Raw genomic sequence first — 16,026 nt, forward strand, 5'->3', positions numbered from 1 at the left:
TGAAATATGAGAATTATTTACGTGATGTAATTGATTACGGCACTATATCTTGCACATCTAAATCCAGTAACGAATGCACATGTTGAAATAATTAAAGAATTAAAAAAACAGGCAGATGTAGTTAAAGTAATGCCTGTAGTCTTCAAGGACGAAGACAGAGAAATAAACAGCAAGAGTTTTCCATTTGATTTTAAAACTAGAAAAAAAATGCTTGAATCTATTTTTGGAGATTCAATCAAAATAACTGATGATTACGCATTTCAAGCACCATTCAAAAAATATCTCCCACCACTGATAAGAAGGAAATCATGGAAATTAAGAAAACAAATTCTTGATGGAGTTGAAGGTGATTATTTTTCATATACCGGTGACAAGGCAGAAGGTTACATGTTGAAAATGTACAGATTAAGACCAAAAATTGGTGAACGTAAAGCACTCTCAGCAACATCAGTTAAAGAAAAACTGTATGATGTAGTACTAGGAAAAAAATCTGCATGGAAAGAAGATGTTCCTGAAGAGATAGTCAAAATTATTGATGAAGAATGGAAGACTGTTGAAAAATTTGCAAAAGAAGAAGATCAAACTACACGGATTGTAGGAATGAAATTTCCTAAAGAAGGGTATTCATAATAAGTAGAGATTAATACACTCATGATAGAATTTTTCCATGGCAATTCCTCTTTCAAAATATGTTTGGTTTGATGGAAAATATGTCCCTACAGAAAAAGCACAAGTTCCAATTACAACACATGCAATTCATTATGGGACATCAATATTTGAAGGAATTAGAGCATACTGGAATGGGAAAAATCTCAATGTGTTCAGATTAGATGAACATGTAAAGCGATTTAGAAGATCAGGGCAATTTTATAATATTTCACTTAATTTTTCAGATGATGAGATTACTAATGCAATAATTGGAATTTGTAAAAAAAATAAGATAAAAAAATCATGTTACATAAGACCATTTTACTTTGTAGGTGATTACGGAATTAATCTTCATGTTACTGAAAAAGCACCAACAAATGTTGCAATCTTTACTTTTCCTTTTGGGGATTTGTTTAGCAAAAATGGAATTACAGCAGGAGTTGTATCTTGGAGGAAATTCTCAGACATGTCAACCCCACCTCAAGCCAAAATGGGAGGAAATTATCTAAATTCTATCATTGCCACACAGGAAGCAAAACGAAATGGGTTTGATGAGGCAATTTTACTTGATCATAATGGAAATGTCAGTGAAGCCCCAGGTGAGAATATTTTCATTGTTAGAAATGGTCAATTGATCACTCCTTCGCTTGCATCATCAGCACTTGAAGGAATTACTCGTGATGCAATTATCAAAATTGCAAAAGATTTGGATATCGATATGATTGAGCGAGAGGTCACAAGAAGTGAATTGATCATATCAGAAGAAATTTTCCTAACTGGAACTGCAGCTGAAATTACACCAATCATTAAAATGGATTCAAAACAAATTGGAAATGGTAAACCTGGAGACATTACTAAAAAAATGATGGAAATGTATACAGAGATAGTAATGAACAAAAATGATGATTACACTCATTGGTTAACTGAGGTGTATTAGATGAAAATTATTCAAATTGGAACAGGTGGATGGGGAAAGAACCATACAAGAATTTTATCACAATTAGGAGTACTAGTAGCTGTGTGTGATTCAGATTCTCAAAAAAGTAAAGAATATGGAGAAAAGTATTCTGTTAATCACTATACATCATTAGATGAATTATTATCTAAAGAGGAATTTGATGGTGCATTTGTGGTAACTCCCACATCAACTCATACTGTAATTACACAAAAATTGTTAGAAGCAAAAAAACATGTCTTTGTTGAAAAACCAATGACATACAAATCTGAAGATGGACAAAATCTTGTTAAAATTGCAGAAAAAAATAAAGTCATTCTAACATGTGGATATATTGAAAGATTCAATCCCGCAGTTGACGTAGTTAAAAAAATGGTTAAAGAGAAAAAATATGGCGATTTGGTAATGCTTGAATTTCACAGAGAAAATAGAATGCCTCTGCACATCAAAGATGTGGGAATTATTTATGACACATCAGTTCACGATATTGATACTGCAAACTGGTTATTTGATGAAATGCCTCAAGTAGTATTTGCCAGAGCAGGAAAAATAAAACATGAACATGAAGACTTCACAAGTATCATGTTAGGATACAAAAATGATAAAGTTGCAATCATCACATCCAATTGGATAACCCCTAAAAAATTAAGAAAATTTAATGCCGTTTGTACAGATGCAATTATTTCATCTGATTTCATCACCCAAGAAATTGTTGTAGAAAAAGATGAAGATTCAGAAACCATACAAAATGAAAAACAAGAACCATTGTTATTAGAAATTCAAAGTTTTCTTGGAGTAATTGAAGGGAAAAACAACCAGATAGTAAAATCTCAGGAGGCAGTAAATGTAACAAAAATTGCCGAAGCTGCACTTTTATCTAGTCAAAAGGGAATCCCCATCTATCTGGATCTAAAATGAACAAAACTATGATGGATATTTTGGCTTGTCCTATTGACAAAACACATCCTTTAGAATTATTTGAAATAAAGGAAAAAAACAATGTTATTTTAGATGGGGTAATTTTTTGCCCAAAATGCTCTAGATTTTACCCAATAATTGAAGAGATTCCAATAATGTTACCAGATGAACTTCGAGATAAGAAACAAGAAATAGAATTTCTGAAAAAATTTAAGGATAAATTACCTGAAAAAATTATTACAAAGGCAAACCCATGGCACTTGTGAGATAATGGTTACTAATTTTATTTCAGAGAAAGCAAAGATTGGTGAAAATGTTCAGATTTGGCATTTTTCATATGTAGGAGATAATGTAGAAATTGGAGATAATGTCAAAATTGGTTCTTTAGCACATGTTGATTATGATGTAAAGATTGGTGAAAATACCAAAATCGAAGGTCAAGCATACATACCACCACTTTCAAGAATTGGAAAAAATGTATTCATCGGCCCTGCAGCAGTATTAACAAATGATCCTTATCCAATGTGTAATAAAATGATAGGAGTGACAATTGAAGATAATGCAATTATTGGTGCACGTGCAGTAATCAAAGCAGGTGTCACCGTAGGAAAAAATAGTGTTGTTGCAATGGGAGCAGTTGTGACAAAAGATGTTCCTGAAAATACAGTAGTGATAGGATCTCCTGCTTCAATTAGATACAGTAGAGACGAATATGACAAGAAACAAAGACAGTGGAAAGAAAGTTAAAGTTTAATTTCTTTTCTGAATATCCAATTCTTCATCTTTGATAAAATTAAAACCCAAATTACAACCAGAACTAATGCAATAACAGCTTTAATCACAGATGCAATAAACCAATTAAGTTCACCAAATCCTGAAATTGTAATTGGTCCTAGAATAATAACTATAATTCCGCCACCTACAATTATCAGCCCCCACATTGCAAACAAGAAAACAAAAAGCCCAGATTTCAAAGGGATACTCCCATCATAAATGCAGTAATTACTGCTAAAATTCCTGAAAATATTGTTAGTTTAAAAATTACCAATCCTACATTTTTTTCAGACATTGGTCCACCTGCAAGAATCAGTCTAACCAAAGTAACCGGGGCCTTTTTATCATCAGTTGCTTTTAGTAGAAAATCTTCAGTATTCTCTACAGGCTTTCCCTTAATTTGCCTGTGCTCTACTACTCGTTTTACGCTCGATAGGAACAAAAATGAGTTGATTACTGCAGGTAAAAGTGCAATCGCTGCAATTATTTCAACGCCACCTACAATTGCAATTGCACCATACATTGCACCCAAGGTTAATGCGCCAGAATCTCCTGGAAAAATTTTACTTGGGATTTTATGATATTTGTAAAATGCTAATGAAACAAACCCAAGAGGTAAACTTACAATTGCAATTTCGTAATTTTGTATAATGAATAAACAAATAGACAACGAGAAACTGGCAATTACCATAAACCCACTTGCAACACCGTTTAGAACATCAATAGAATTAATTGTGTTTCCAGTAATTGGGATCATGAATATAATTAATACAAGGTATAGTGCAGGAATTTGCACTGTTCCAAATAATGGAAATGCAAGATTAGTATCATATGCACCAAGTGCAATGATTGGAATTACAGCAATTGCTAGTGCCAATGGCTTAAACCATCCACCCATTACTTTTCTATCATCAACATATCCGATAACACATGCAGCTGATGTTGTAATTAGTATAGCAAGAATTTCATTCATTTGTAAAAATGCATAAAGAACTAATTCAGATGCAATAATTCCTGCAAGAATTGCAGGACCACCAGGTCTTACTACCATTACATCTTCTTTTTTATTCATATCTTTTACTGCAAAATTTCTTTTTTCTAAAATTTTGATTAAAGGAGGAGTCATAAGAAATACTACAAAGAATGCAACAATGCAAGAAATTATTGCTGGAATCAGTAAATCAATCAATTATCTAACCTTTCGTAACTCTGCCTTTATGTTATCCGCAATGGTTGAACCAATTTTATCAAATTCTGCTAATTTATTCACAGAAATTTTTCTCAAATCATCCAGATTCTTGATACCATGTTTGAATAGAATTCTAGCTCTGACCCTTCCAATGCCCTTAACTCTGACTAAATCAAGCAGTTCCTCTCTAATTCCATAAACTATTCTATTTCTCAAATCACTTAATTCTTCAAGTAAATCTGCCCTCTCAACGTGCTTGGAAATCTCCCTAAGACAATAAGATAGCCAATTTGCATTCTCAGTCATTCTATGCATATCCCCAGACTCAATTCCGAGGCTATCTGAGAGAGATAATTCAGTAGATTCAGTAATCCAAGATTGTAATGCCAAAAGACTTCTTGAACAATCATACTCAGATATTGGTTCTAAAAGTTGTGATGAATTATTATCAATCATCAAACTTGCAGTTTCGTAATCTTTCTGTCGTAAGGAGAACTTTGGAAAAAATTCTTCACAATTTGTGATCATGTGCAAAAATCCAAAAGTATGTTTTCTTTCTTGAGATACATTTTCAATTGAATCTCTAAAGTATGTTGCAGTTAGTGGATCAATATACAACATTGATGTCTTTTTTCCAAATTCAGTAGCTGCATATCTTTCACCTTTTTTAATAATCAAAAACTTACTTGCAAGAAAACGTAATGAAATATCAATTGCAAATTTAATTGTCGGTTTTCTTGATTGTAGTCCGCCCAATGTTTGTAAAAAAAATTCTAAAATCTCTTCTTTTTTAATTCCCGGATGTGTGACTATAACACTTAGAATATGAGTTCGTAAAGATTTATCATCTGTAATTTTAGATACGATTGCTTCAGGTTCTCCGTTAATGTAATATTCTATTAGATCTTCTACATTGCCATTTCCAACAATAATTGATTCTCCATAATCATCGTATTGGGGTCTTCCAGCTCTGCCACAAAGTTGCTTGTATTCTAAAATACTAATTGGTCTATTAGCACCTACTTTGGCATTATACCTGTTAATGTTTGATATAACAACTCGTCTTGCTGGAAGATTAACACCAGCAGCTAAAGTTGGAGTAGATGATAAAAGTTTGATTGTTCCTTTACGAAATTCTGCCTCTATAGTTTCTCTGCATTTTTGATTTAGTCCTGCATGATGAAATGCAACTCCTTTTTTTACTAATAATGCCAATGTCTTGACTAGTTCAGTATGTTCATTTTCTGATAGAAGTTTTTTTGATGTCTTTTCTAATTCTGTAATTTCTTTTTTTTCTAATATTTGAAAAATTGCATCTGCTGCTTTTGTTGCAAGAGATTTTGAGCGAGTTCTAGTCTCAGCAAATACTAGGGATTGTCCTCCCTGATGTACTGATTGGACGCCTAAATCAATAGGGGTTCCCATTAAACTACGCTCAACTTCAAAGGTTTTACCATCACTCATTGTAACTTGACCTCCGTCACATACTCCTTCAGAAAGTGGAACTGGCCTCCAATCATTTTTTACTAATTTACATTCAAGCCAGTCTGCAATCTCATCTGAATTTGTAATCGTTGCACTAAGACCTACAATCTGAGGTTTTGTTTCTAATAGTTTGAGTTGTGTAAGAATCATCTCAAGTGTCGGACCCCGATTCTCATCTCCAATCAAATGGACTTCATCAGAAATGACTAATCCAATTTCATCAACCCATTCAGCACCATGTCTAATTATAGAATCCATTTTTTCATTTGTTAAAATCAAAACATTGCTTTTTTCCAAGTTTTTTTCAATATTTTCAAAGTCACCTGTAGATATTGCAACCTTTATTTTGTTTCCTAGAGCGATTTTTTCCAATTTTTTAAATTCTGTAAACTTTTCAGCAGCTAGTGCACGTAATGGGCTAAGGTAGATCACCTTCCCTTTGTTTTTAGCCAGATAACTCAACATTGCAAGCATTGCAATCAAAGTTTTTCCGCTGGCAGTAGGAGCGGATACTAGAATGCTTTGTCCATCAAGTAATCCAGACTTTACACTATCAGCTTGTGGAGGATATAATTTTGTAAAACCTTGTGATTTTAGAAATTCAATTGCTGATTCTGAAAGTTTTAGTTTATCTATATTCATACTCGGTTATAGTGACCGGGTTTTGATTCATAAATAGATGCTTCTCTGAGCATTCTTCTAATGTAATTTCTTGCCTCTTCTTCAGTGAATTTTTCACTCTTTTCTAATTCTTTTACAAACGTCTTCTCTTCAACTGGAACTTTGTTATCTCCTTCAAGACCCTTGAGAACATCCATGAATAATTGCATCTTGGAAACCTCACTTCTTGGTTTTCCTTGTAACACACCAAGATCGACTTTACCAGTATTAACATCGACTCCTGCATCTTGAAGCATACTCTGAATTAGGAAGATTGCACGATCAGCATCTTCTTCATCTACCTGATCTTTCATGAGTAATCTCGCTCTGGCAGTTGAAAGTCTGATAATTCCTTCTAATTGTCTAGGAGTAACTGTAATCATCTCTTCTGATTCTACATTTCTCATTTGGAGATAATAATCAAGGATTTTAGCCTCAGCTTCAGGTGTTAATTCAGGTTCTCCACGTTTTGCATATGATAGATATTTTGTTAGTAAATCAACTTCAATGACAGATTTTTTGTCTGTTCCTTGTGCAGAGTTTCTTCGAATAATGTGTTTTGCAATCATCATATCTCTTTCTTTAGTTGGAATATCTCGAACTACAAAGATCAAGTCAAATCTTGTAAGCAAAGGAATTGGTAAGTTAACATTTTCTGTAATATTTTTGAAAGGATCATATTTTCCATACATAGGGTTTGCTGCAGCCAATATTGAAGTTCTAGCATTCAGGGTAGCTACAATACCACCTTTTGCAATACTTGCAGACTGTTGTTCCATAACTTCGTGCAATGCACTTCTGTCTTCAGGTTTCATTTTGTCAAATTCGTCTATACTTACAAGACCTTGATCACCTAGTACAACTGCACCAGCTTCTAACATCATAATTCCAGTTTTATCTCGAACTACTGCAGCTGTAAGACCTGCAGCTGTAGAGCCTCTACCAGAAGTATACAAACCTCGGGGTGCAATTCTTGCACAAAACTTCAACATTTCAGATTTTGCAGTACCTGGATCTCCAACTAGAAATACGTTAATGTCTCCTCTAATCTTACTTCCATCACCAAGTAATCTTTGGTTAGAACCAACAATTAGCAATAGAATAGCTTCTTTGATTAATGCTTGACCTTGGATATGTGGTGCAAATGAATCAATCAATCTTTGATAAACATCGGAGCTTTGACTAAGAGATTTGATTAGTTTTTCTTCTTCAGGTGAAATTTCTTCTCTACCAATTTTTCTGTCAGTTTTAGAACCACGTCCACTTAAAAATTCAATATTATTTCCTTCAATTCTTAATCTATACAATCCACTATGGCCTCTCTGAACTCCTGCAACTGATTCCTGCTCAACTCGCACTACACCAGTTAGAATGATTCTATCTCCAGGTCTTGAATTATCTACCAAATCCTGCCTAGTTGTGACATCAATATAGTGAGGTAATTGTCCAGGAGGTAAATCTTCAGGAAGTTCTTGTAATCTTAAAATTTGAAAATCGATAAACTTGCTTGCTTCAGGCTTTAACTCAAAGTCTCTATGTTTGCAACTAGGATTATCACAGACAATTGGCATTTTAACATCCATACCCTTTAGTTGAATTATTTTAGTTGGATGTTCATCAGGACATACAAAGACTAATTCTTTTGCAAGAGGTTTAACTTCAGATGCTCTTACCACCATTCCTGAAACACTTGTAATCTTTCCAATAGTTTCAGCAGTGATTTGTCTTAGACTTCTCTCTAATGGGAAATTAATTAATCTAACACGAACTTCATCTTTAATTTTTTCTGCATATTCAGGAAATCTTGTTTGAAGTGCTTCTTTTATTGCCCTTCCAAATGCTTCAAACAATCTATCAGGATTTTGAGAAAATATAATTTCAATTTGTGGTTCTATCACCAAATCATTGTAATCAACTATGATAAATTTTGCATTTTTTGGCATCATCTCGTCGATTGCATCTACATACTTGTAGTTGCCATTTCTATCCTTGAATCGAGTTAAGAATTCTTTTACTTTATCTGATAAAGCAGAATCTGTAAATGTGCTAGCTTGAGCCATGCTCATTTCGTTCTCCTCTTATCTGCTTTTCAAACTCTACACTGTTTTCATGAATTGTTTTGTAAAAGATACTTTCCTCAACAGTTAGTTTGTTGTATAGTTCTGAATTGAGTTTCATAGAATCTGCAATCTTTACTAGCTTACCCCTTCTCATTCTAAATAATTCTAACATCATACTTTCAACTTTATCAAAATCATCATGGTTTAGTTCCTTCATTGATTCTTTCAATTTTATGTAAAAGTGAGGATCAAGTGTAGAGATTTGATATTCGCCAACCATTTTTTCTTTTGACAAGGCTTGTTTTAGTTGTGTAATCATATCTGGAGAATTTACCGTCCCTATTTTATTCTCTGAAAGAATTTTTCCTATCCATTGAGGCATGTTGTTTGTATCGCCTTGAGTACCCTCAATTTTCATACCTGCAACATTATACTTGAAATCTTGATTAATCGTAACTTTAGCATCCTTTAGGCGATATCCAATTGAATGTACTTTTTCTACTTTATCTATTTCCATTTGAGATCACTTTTTCTTATTTAGATCCACAAGTACCGGATCGATCAATTCTGTTAACAATTTAGTGAGATCAATTGATCCTAATTAATTCCAGGCTGATCGCATGTAATTATGCTAAATTTGATTTTAATATGATGCATAAGACAATAACCAATTCGGATTTATTAATGGGATTTAGTCTTTGATACTCATGACTGCAACTGGGATGTGGGTAGAAAAATATCGACCAATGAAACTTTCAGAAGTTGTAAACCAAACAGAAATCATTGGCAGTCTTGAAGCTTTAATCAAAGATCCAACAGATATGCCACACTTGATGTTTTCAGGTTCTGCAGGTGTTGGAAAAACAACAGTTGCATTATGTATTGCAAGACAGATTTTAGGAGATTATTCTAAAGACTACACATTAGAGCTAAATGCATCTGATGAGAGAGGAATAGGAATGGTCAGAGAGAAAGTAAAGAAATTCTCAAGATTTGCAGGAATGGCTGAAGTTCCATTCAAAATTATTATTTTAGATGAAGCCGATGAGATGACAAATGATGCACAAACAGCTCTAAGACGAATTATAGAAGATACTGCAAAAATATGCAGATTTATTTTCATTGCAAATAATATTTCAAAAATTATAGACCCAATTCAGAGTAGGTGTGCCACCTTCAAATTTACATCAATTCCTGAAGCAGATATAATTGAAAGACTAGAAGAAATTGCTAAAAAAGAGAAAGTAAAAGTGGACAAAAAAGGTCTCAAAGCAATTTACGATTATTCTGAAGGAGATTTGAGACATGCAATTAACTTAATGCAAGCAACAGCAAGTCTTGGCGGAATTACAGAAGAGAATGTAATATCTTCAGCAGGTTTGACAAAGACTTCTGATGTTGATGAAGTTCTAAAAATTGCATTGTCTGGAAAAGTTCCCGAAGCCAGAGAAAAAATGATAGAGTTAATCAAAGTTTATGGAATGTCAGAATCTGATTTTCTAAAATACATCAACTCTGCAGTATTCAAATCAAAACATGAAAAATTAGCAGATATTTTAGAGATAATTGCTAAGTATGATTATAGAGTTCTAGTAGGAGCAAATTCTGAAATTCAATTATCTGCAATGTTAGCAGAATTAGCTAAAGTAGAAAATTAAAAACGCAGAGAGGGGGATTTGAACCCCCGTGTCCTTGCGAACACAGGCTTTCAAGGCCCGCGCCCTACCGGGCTAGGCGACCTCTGCAAAAAATCTTGGAGAAAAGCGGTTAAAATTTGTTGATGTAAAATAGAAAAATAAGAAAAAAGAAAAATTTTCTTTAATCGTGTGCGTGAGGTCCGCCACCACTTGATGGCATTTTAACGTATGTTCCTGCTGCCTTCTCATGCCATTCTTGATTTGATGATTCAATTCGAATAGCTCCTTCAGGACAGATTTCTTGACATGCCATACAAACTGTACAATCATGTTCTCTGATTGGTTGTGATTTGTCTGTATAATCTAATCTTTCATCTTGTTCTGTTTTACCAGTACCTTCAAAAGTTTCTCCCATACATTTGTCTGCTGGAATATCTTTTTCAGTTCTGTACCATTGGAAGGTTTGAACAGGACATACACTCATGCATGAACCGGCTGCAACACATGAATCCCAATCGACTGCAACAGTAGTACCATGAATTCCTAGAGGAACTTGTGTTTCTCCTCTTGCTTCATAGGCTGCTTTTACATCGTCGTTTGAGAATGCTGCACCATCGGATCTTCCGTCACCCCAGATAAAATGAAGATTTTCACCATCTGAATGACTTGTTTTTCCTTTTGGCTTTACGTCATTATGACAAAAGTCTTCAGGAATTTGTAGATCTACCATAATATCATACTTGTAGAATATTATTTAAAGCTAGAGAAAATTAGTTGGGACTAAATTCAAAAATAATATAAAAATTAAAAATTTTTAGGTTTAGATTCTAGATATTACAAAGTTTTTGCAGCACTTTCGTGTTTTTCAACATTTGATTGATCTACCTTAATAGCTGCTGGTGGACACACTGAGACACAAGCCATACACCAAATACAATCATGTTCTCTGATTGGATCTGCTTTATCTGTAAGGTCTTTGCGCTCGTCTTTTACATCACTGCCAGTACCTGCAAAGGTTTGACCAACTACATCTTTTGCTGGAATATCTTTTTCGGTTCTGTACCATTGAAATACTTGTACAGGACAAGCTTCAATGCAAGCACCATCTGCAACACAAGAATCCCAATCTACTGCAACCATTGTACCGCTGACACCAAGAGGAACTTGTTCTTCGCCTCTTGCTGCATATGCTGCAACAACGTCTGCATCTGCTAATGTTTCAGGTTGTGAACCATCAGTGTTTTTGGTTTTACCTGGACCCCACATGATATGGAAATTTCCATCATCGAGGTTAATTTTTCCAAGTGGCTTTAGGCCTTCAGGGAAATTTTCTGCTATTGGCATGATACAATTTTCTAGTAGTTATTATTTAAAGCTAGATAGCTGTTTTTCTAACAGGCAAGTGAAGGATCGATCAATTAGGAACGAAAAATTTCCTTACGTTCATAACGATCAAGTGTTAATTCTCTGGATATGGATATTATCAAGTATGATGTGTATAGAGGACCAAACCTTGGAGTATACATTACTGTCAATGATAGCATTGGTCTAGTTCCAATGGGATTTGCTCAAACCAAAGCAGATAAGCTTGCAAAATATCTAGATATTCAAATTCATCATACTGCAATTGCAAACACTAGACTTATCGGCGCATTATCAGTTATGAACAATAAAGGAATCTTACTTCCAAATACTGCTTATCAAAATGAATATGATTATCTAAAAGATGAAACAGATTTAGAAGTTGGTGTACTTGATACAAAATTTAATGCACTAGGAAATGTAATCTGTGCAAATGACAAAGGCGCAGTTGTATCACCTTGGTTATCAAAACAAGATTGCCAAACAATTTCAGATGTATTAGGAGTAGAAGTAATTCAGAAAAAAATTGCAGGATTTAATCAAACAGGGGTTGTACTTGTTGCCAATGCAACTGGTGCTGCAATCCATCCAGAAGCAGATGAAGAAGATATGAAGACAATAGCCAATGTATTAGGCACAAATATTGAGCAGAGTTCAATCAACAACGGAGTTCCATATGTGTCATCAGGGATTTTGGTGAATAATCACTGTGTAGTTGTGGGTTCATTGACAAGTGGACCTGAGATTATGATGTTGACTAGAGCTTTTCTAAATTAAGTATAGATTTTGGATCTTCAGTTAGTTTTTCTAAAGAGATAGTTCCTTCAGTTCCATTTATCATATCTTTTAGAACTACATTTCCATTTTCTAATTCCTGAGGTCCAACTATAATTGCAAATTGTGAATTTGTTGCAATATCCATTTGTTTTTTCATGTTACGTCCTAACAAATCAATATCAGTTGGAATGTTGTTAAGTCTAAGTAACGATGCAATTGAATGAGCAACTTTTTGCATTTCTTCATTGATATACAATACTGCAACTCTTTTTTGTTTAGTTTCTGAAATTATTTTTTGCTCTTGCATTGTCAAAATTATTCTCTCAACTCCTCCAGCAACTCCTGTTGCACCAATATCTTCTCTATTAAATGCCTTAGTTAGAGTATCATATCTACCTCCACCAGCTAAAGCACCTAAAGTTGAATTTTTATCAAAGACTTCAAAGACAATTCCTGAATAGTAATCCAATCCCCTAACAATTCCAAAATTAATTCTAACATTTGAAACTCCTCTATTCTCCAATGAATCAATTAATGCTTTGAGTTCATCCCAGGATTCTAGTTGTGAAACATCAAATGCTTTTTCAACTTCAGAAATTGAGCCTTTGATTTGGGAAAACTCTAAAATTTTTTCAAGTTTTTCAGTGTCATATCCCTTTTCTTGAAATTCTTTTAGAATTTGCTCTTTTGATTTTTTTGCAATTTTATCTACTGCACGTAAAATATCAGCAACTAATTCTGGATCTTTTGAATCAAAGACTTTGTTGATGAATGATTCTACAAGATGTCTATGATTGATGTCAATTGTGATATCTTTGAGTAAGAGTGAATCAAATAATCTAGATGTAATTTCTATGATTTCAGCTTCTGATTCAAGACTAGCTTTGCCATAAATTTCGATATCCCATTGGTGAAAGTAACGATATCTACCCTTTTGGGGTTCATCATATCTAAACACGCCTCCAAACGCAGATATTTTTGCTGGAAGCTTCATTGATTTTTGGGCTGTAGCATATCTTGTGAGTCCCATCGTAAAATCAAAACGTAATGCTACTTCTCTATCTCCCTTATCTTTAAAAAAGTAAATTTCATCTCTAATTCCTGGACCAGATTTAGTTTCCAGGGTAGATAATAGTTCAATTGGTGATGGATCCATAAACGAAAATCCATACAAGTTTGATAATTTCTTGAAATGATTCCTAATGTGTTCAATGTTTGCATTTTCATCTCCCTCAAAGTCTTTCATTCCTCGCGGTAATTCCAAGTTAATTAGATGTTAGATAGTAGTGATTTAGATATTTCTGTGATAACTAGCAATAGGCTTAAGTGAACTCAAAAAATTTATGCATATATCATGAAAGTTACCGTAAAAGAAGGATGGAGTGATACAAGTAAGTTAGCAGTAATTGCCATAATTGGAAGTCTTTTAGCAATAACTGCAGTTGTAATATTTGACTAGTTTATTTTTGGAGAAAATGCGGATAGCCAATAGTGCATAATTTTTCTATTCAAATCTGTAAATCCTTCTGCATTGTCATTCCATGTCTTTGCAGTGTTTTTTATTGATTCAATATTTGATATTGCAAGTTTATTGTAAATAGATCTAAATTTTAGAGCCTCTTCACTCATACTCTCTACAATATCTTGTGCACTTTTTGGAAAAGTCAATCCAGAATCAGATAAGAATTCTTTGTATAGTGATGTATTTGCAGTAATTGCATTTCTCCATGTCTTGTAGCATTCATTTTGTAAATCAAATAATGTTTGTTGTATATGTGGAACTGAAAATTCTAATTCGGTGAAATACTTGTTGTTTAGTTTATCTAGAATTTCAAAATCTTTATTTTCACTCATGTATTTACTAAAAAATTTGGGAATTTAAAATTATTGAAGTGATTTGAGGCTAGTTCATGACTTTAACTGGACTGAAAGGGGTCTCTGATTAAATTTTATAAAAATTACATTTGCACTCTCTATAAGTGATTGAACATATGGGTAGTTTGGATTTCCTAAAATATCATTTTTGATAATACTAAGATAATGTCTTTGTTGTTTTACTAGTCGTAATTTTTTTGATTTTGATGCTGTAGAATTTTTCAATTCTCCCAGATTTGCAGAAATATCACATAGTTTGATTAATTTTGCACTAAATGATGATTCTTTGAGTTGAATTGTATATGCTCGCTCTCTTTTTTTTCTAGACAATTTCATGTCTTTAGATACAGATGACACCAATACTGTAATTTCACTTTCAAATTGTTCATACAAATCATCAAAAGTGGTTTCTGTTTGCTCTATAGTATCATGTAGCCATCCTGCACAAAATATTTGTTCATCAATTATACCCAAACTTTTGAGTCGGTTTACAACATCATCAAGATGTTTTGAATATGGTGTAATACCATCTTCTCTGAATTGCCCTGCATGTTTGCTCTTTGCAAATAATTCTACACTTTTTACTAGATCCAAAATATTCTAAATTTCTCAGTGTTTTGTTCAATATTAGCCAAGTAAACTATATTCCAAAGAAAAATTGTATCATACTATGCCAATTGAAAAAACACTCCTAGGGGATTTAGAGATTTGTAGAATTCTTAATGGAATGTGGCAAGTTGCTGGAGGCCATGGTCAAATTGATTCAGAATCAGCAGTAACTGATATGGAAAAATATCAAGATTCAGGATTTACAACATGGGATTTGGCGGACATTTACGGTCCTGCAGAATCTTTAATTGGAAAATTTAGAGATTCAGTTGGAAATAATTTTCAAGCACTAACAAAGTTTGTTCCAAATTCAGGTCCAATGAGTAAAAGTATTGTTTCACACTATATTGATCAATCATTAGAAAAAATGAAAACAGATTGTATTGATTTACTTCAGTTTCACTGGTGGGATTATAGTGATTCAAGTTATCTTGATGCAATGAATAATTTATCGGGATTGCAAAGTGAGGGTAAAATCAAACACATTGGCCTAACAAATTTTGATACTGAACGAGTTAAAATAATGAAAGAGCATGGGCACAATATTGTATCAAACCAAGTCCAATATTCTATTTTAGATCAGAGACCTCAAAAGATCATGTCCCCATTTTTTGCAAAACATGGAATAAAAATTCTATCTTATGGAACATTGCTTGGAGGATTTTTCTCAGAGAAATACATAGGAGTTGATGAACCACATAGAGGTGATTTAACAACATCTAGTCTTCAAAAATACAAAAACATGATTGATGCATGGGGAGGATGGCAACTATTCCAGGAATTATTATCTATAATGAATAGTATTGGAGAAAAACACAATTGTAGTATTGCAAATATTGCAACTCGATTTGTATTAGATAAACCACAAGTTGCAGGTGTTATTATTGGAGCAAGATTAGGTATTTCTCAACATAGAGAAGACAATGCCAAAGTCTTTGATGTGAAACTTGATTCTCAAGACATTTCAATGATTGATTCAATTACTGAAAAATCAAATGATCTCTTTGATGTCATTGGAGATTGTGGTGGAGAATATAGATAATTCCAGATATGGAAATTTATACGATTAAAAGACTA

The 16,026-nt window shown here is 33.4% G+C and carries 18 protein-coding genes and 1 tRNA gene; 8 read left to right on the forward strand and 11 right to left on the reverse strand.

The genetic code is table 11. The features are described from left to right. Positions 1 to 30: 30 nt before the first annotated feature. Genes ACW9W4_RS01335 through ACW9W4_RS01355 form a run of 5 tightly spaced genes read left to right on the forward strand, consistent with a single transcriptional unit; the run spans position 31 to position 3,268 of the window. Positions 31 to 630: a hypothetical protein gene (locus ACW9W4_RS01335; protein WP_457760737.1), complete on the forward strand. Its 600-nt coding sequence runs from the start codon at positions 31 to 33 to the stop codon at positions 628 to 630. Positions 631 to 667: 37 nt separating this feature from the next. Then, positions 668 to 1,585 (forward strand): branched-chain amino acid transaminase, encoded by a 918-nt coding sequence (locus ACW9W4_RS01340; protein WP_457760738.1) that lies wholly within the window; start codon positions 668 to 670, stop codon positions 1,583 to 1,585. Next, positions 1,586 to 2,521, forward strand: coding sequence for a Gfo/Idh/MocA family protein (locus ACW9W4_RS01345; RefSeq protein ID WP_457760739.1), 936 nt, complete (start codon positions 1,586 to 1,588; stop codon positions 2,519 to 2,521). Further along, positions 2,518 to 2,787 (forward strand): Trm112 family protein, encoded by a 270-nt coding sequence (locus ACW9W4_RS01350; RefSeq protein WP_457760740.1) that lies wholly within the window; start codon positions 2,518 to 2,520, stop codon positions 2,785 to 2,787. The genes ACW9W4_RS01345 and ACW9W4_RS01350 overlap by 4 nt, the downstream gene beginning before the upstream one ends. Before the next feature lie 4 nt (positions 2,788 to 2,791). Continuing rightward, complete coding sequence (locus ACW9W4_RS01355) at positions 2,792 to 3,268, forward strand: acyltransferase (protein ID WP_179362978.1); 477 nt, start codon at positions 2,792 to 2,794, stop codon at positions 3,266 to 3,268. Here ACW9W4_RS01355 and ACW9W4_RS01360 read toward each other — a convergent pair. From ACW9W4_RS01360 to ACW9W4_RS01380, 5 genes are read right to left on the reverse strand one after another with little or no spacing between them, the layout of a single operon-like run. Continuing rightward, positions 3,265 to 3,495 carry a hypothetical protein gene (locus ACW9W4_RS01360; protein ID WP_457760741.1) on the reverse strand — a complete coding sequence of 77 codons (231 nt, stop codon included), beginning with the start codon at positions 3,493 to 3,495 and terminating at the stop codon, positions 3,265 to 3,267. The two genes, ACW9W4_RS01355 and ACW9W4_RS01360, sit on opposite strands and share 4 nt — an antisense overlap. After that, positions 3,492 to 4,484: an MraY family glycosyltransferase gene (locus tag ACW9W4_RS01365; protein ID WP_457760742.1), complete on the reverse strand. Its 993-nt coding sequence runs from the start codon at positions 4,482 to 4,484 to the stop codon at positions 3,492 to 3,494. Before ACW9W4_RS01365 ends, ACW9W4_RS01360 begins: the two co-directional genes overlap by 4 nt. After that, positions 4,485 to 6,611 (reverse strand): DEAD/DEAH box helicase, encoded by a 2,127-nt coding sequence (locus tag ACW9W4_RS01370; protein ID WP_457760743.1) that lies wholly within the window; start codon positions 6,609 to 6,611, stop codon positions 4,485 to 4,487. It abuts the gene before it with no gap. Then, a complete protein-coding gene (locus ACW9W4_RS01375) occupies positions 6,608 to 8,695 on the reverse strand; it encodes a minichromosome maintenance protein MCM (RefSeq protein ID WP_457760744.1) in 2,088 nt (695 codons plus the stop codon). Before ACW9W4_RS01375 ends, ACW9W4_RS01370 begins: the two co-directional genes overlap by 4 nt. Beyond that, a complete protein-coding gene (locus ACW9W4_RS01380; protein ID WP_457760745.1) occupies positions 8,676 to 9,206 on the reverse strand; it encodes a hypothetical protein in 531 nt (176 codons plus the stop codon). The genes ACW9W4_RS01375 and ACW9W4_RS01380 overlap by 20 nt, the downstream gene beginning before the upstream one ends. 190 nt (positions 9,207 to 9,396) lie before the next feature. Between ACW9W4_RS01380 and ACW9W4_RS01385 the strand changes: the two genes are divergently transcribed. After that, complete coding sequence (locus ACW9W4_RS01385; RefSeq protein WP_457760746.1) at positions 9,397 to 10,347, forward strand: replication factor C small subunit; 951 nt, start codon at positions 9,397 to 9,399, stop codon at positions 10,345 to 10,347. Between the two features lie 3 nt (positions 10,348 to 10,350). Here ACW9W4_RS01385 and ACW9W4_RS01390 read toward each other — a convergent pair. From ACW9W4_RS01390 to ACW9W4_RS01400, 3 genes are all read right to left on the reverse strand, one after another. Then, positions 10,351 to 10,434: transfer RNA gene (locus ACW9W4_RS01390), tRNA-Ser, on the reverse strand. A 73-nt stretch (positions 10,435 to 10,507) separates the two neighbouring features. After that, positions 10,508 to 11,056: a 4Fe-4S dicluster domain-containing protein gene (locus tag ACW9W4_RS01395; protein ID WP_457760747.1), complete on the reverse strand. Its 549-nt coding sequence runs from the start codon at positions 11,054 to 11,056 to the stop codon at positions 10,508 to 10,510. A 104-nt stretch (positions 11,057 to 11,160) separates the two neighbouring features. Next, positions 11,161 to 11,670 carry a 4Fe-4S dicluster domain-containing protein gene (locus ACW9W4_RS01400; protein ID WP_457760748.1) on the reverse strand — a complete coding sequence of 170 codons (510 nt, stop codon included), beginning with the start codon at positions 11,668 to 11,670 and terminating at the stop codon, positions 11,161 to 11,163. 129 nt (positions 11,671 to 11,799) lie between these two features. On the opposite strand from ACW9W4_RS01400, the gene ACW9W4_RS01405 reads away from it, so the two are divergent. Then, positions 11,800 to 12,465, forward strand: coding sequence for a translation initiation factor IF-6 (locus ACW9W4_RS01405; RefSeq protein WP_457760749.1), 666 nt, complete (start codon positions 11,800 to 11,802; stop codon positions 12,463 to 12,465). On the opposite strand, the gene hisS is transcribed toward ACW9W4_RS01405, so the two are convergent. From hisS to ACW9W4_RS01420, 3 genes are all read right to left on the reverse strand, one after another. Next, entirely contained in the window at positions 12,446 to 13,729 is a 1,284-nt protein-coding gene (hisS, locus tag ACW9W4_RS01410; protein ID WP_457760750.1) for a histidine--tRNA ligase, read from the reverse strand. The two genes, ACW9W4_RS01405 and hisS, sit on opposite strands and share 20 nt — an antisense overlap. A gap of 191 nt (positions 13,730 to 13,920) precedes the next feature. Then, on the reverse strand, positions 13,921 to 14,319 hold the full coding sequence (locus ACW9W4_RS01415) for a hypothetical protein (RefSeq protein ID WP_457760751.1): 399 nt from the start codon (positions 14,317 to 14,319) through the stop codon (positions 13,921 to 13,923). A gap of 54 nt (positions 14,320 to 14,373) precedes the next feature. Next, the gene (locus ACW9W4_RS01420) at positions 14,374 to 14,934 is read right to left on the reverse strand and encodes an HD domain-containing protein (RefSeq protein WP_457760752.1); all 561 of its coding nucleotides are present in this window, start codon (positions 14,932 to 14,934) and stop codon (positions 14,374 to 14,376) included. A 76-nt stretch (positions 14,935 to 15,010) separates the two neighbouring features. Between ACW9W4_RS01420 and ACW9W4_RS01425 the strand changes: the two genes are divergently transcribed. Next, positions 15,011 to 15,991, forward strand: a complete 981-nt coding sequence (locus tag ACW9W4_RS01425; protein ID WP_457760753.1) for an aldo/keto reductase — start codon at positions 15,011 to 15,013, stop codon at positions 15,989 to 15,991. Positions 15,992 to 16,026: the final 35 nt, after the last annotated feature.

This window comes from Candidatus Nitrosopumilus sp. bin_7KS (assembly GCF_054095835.1).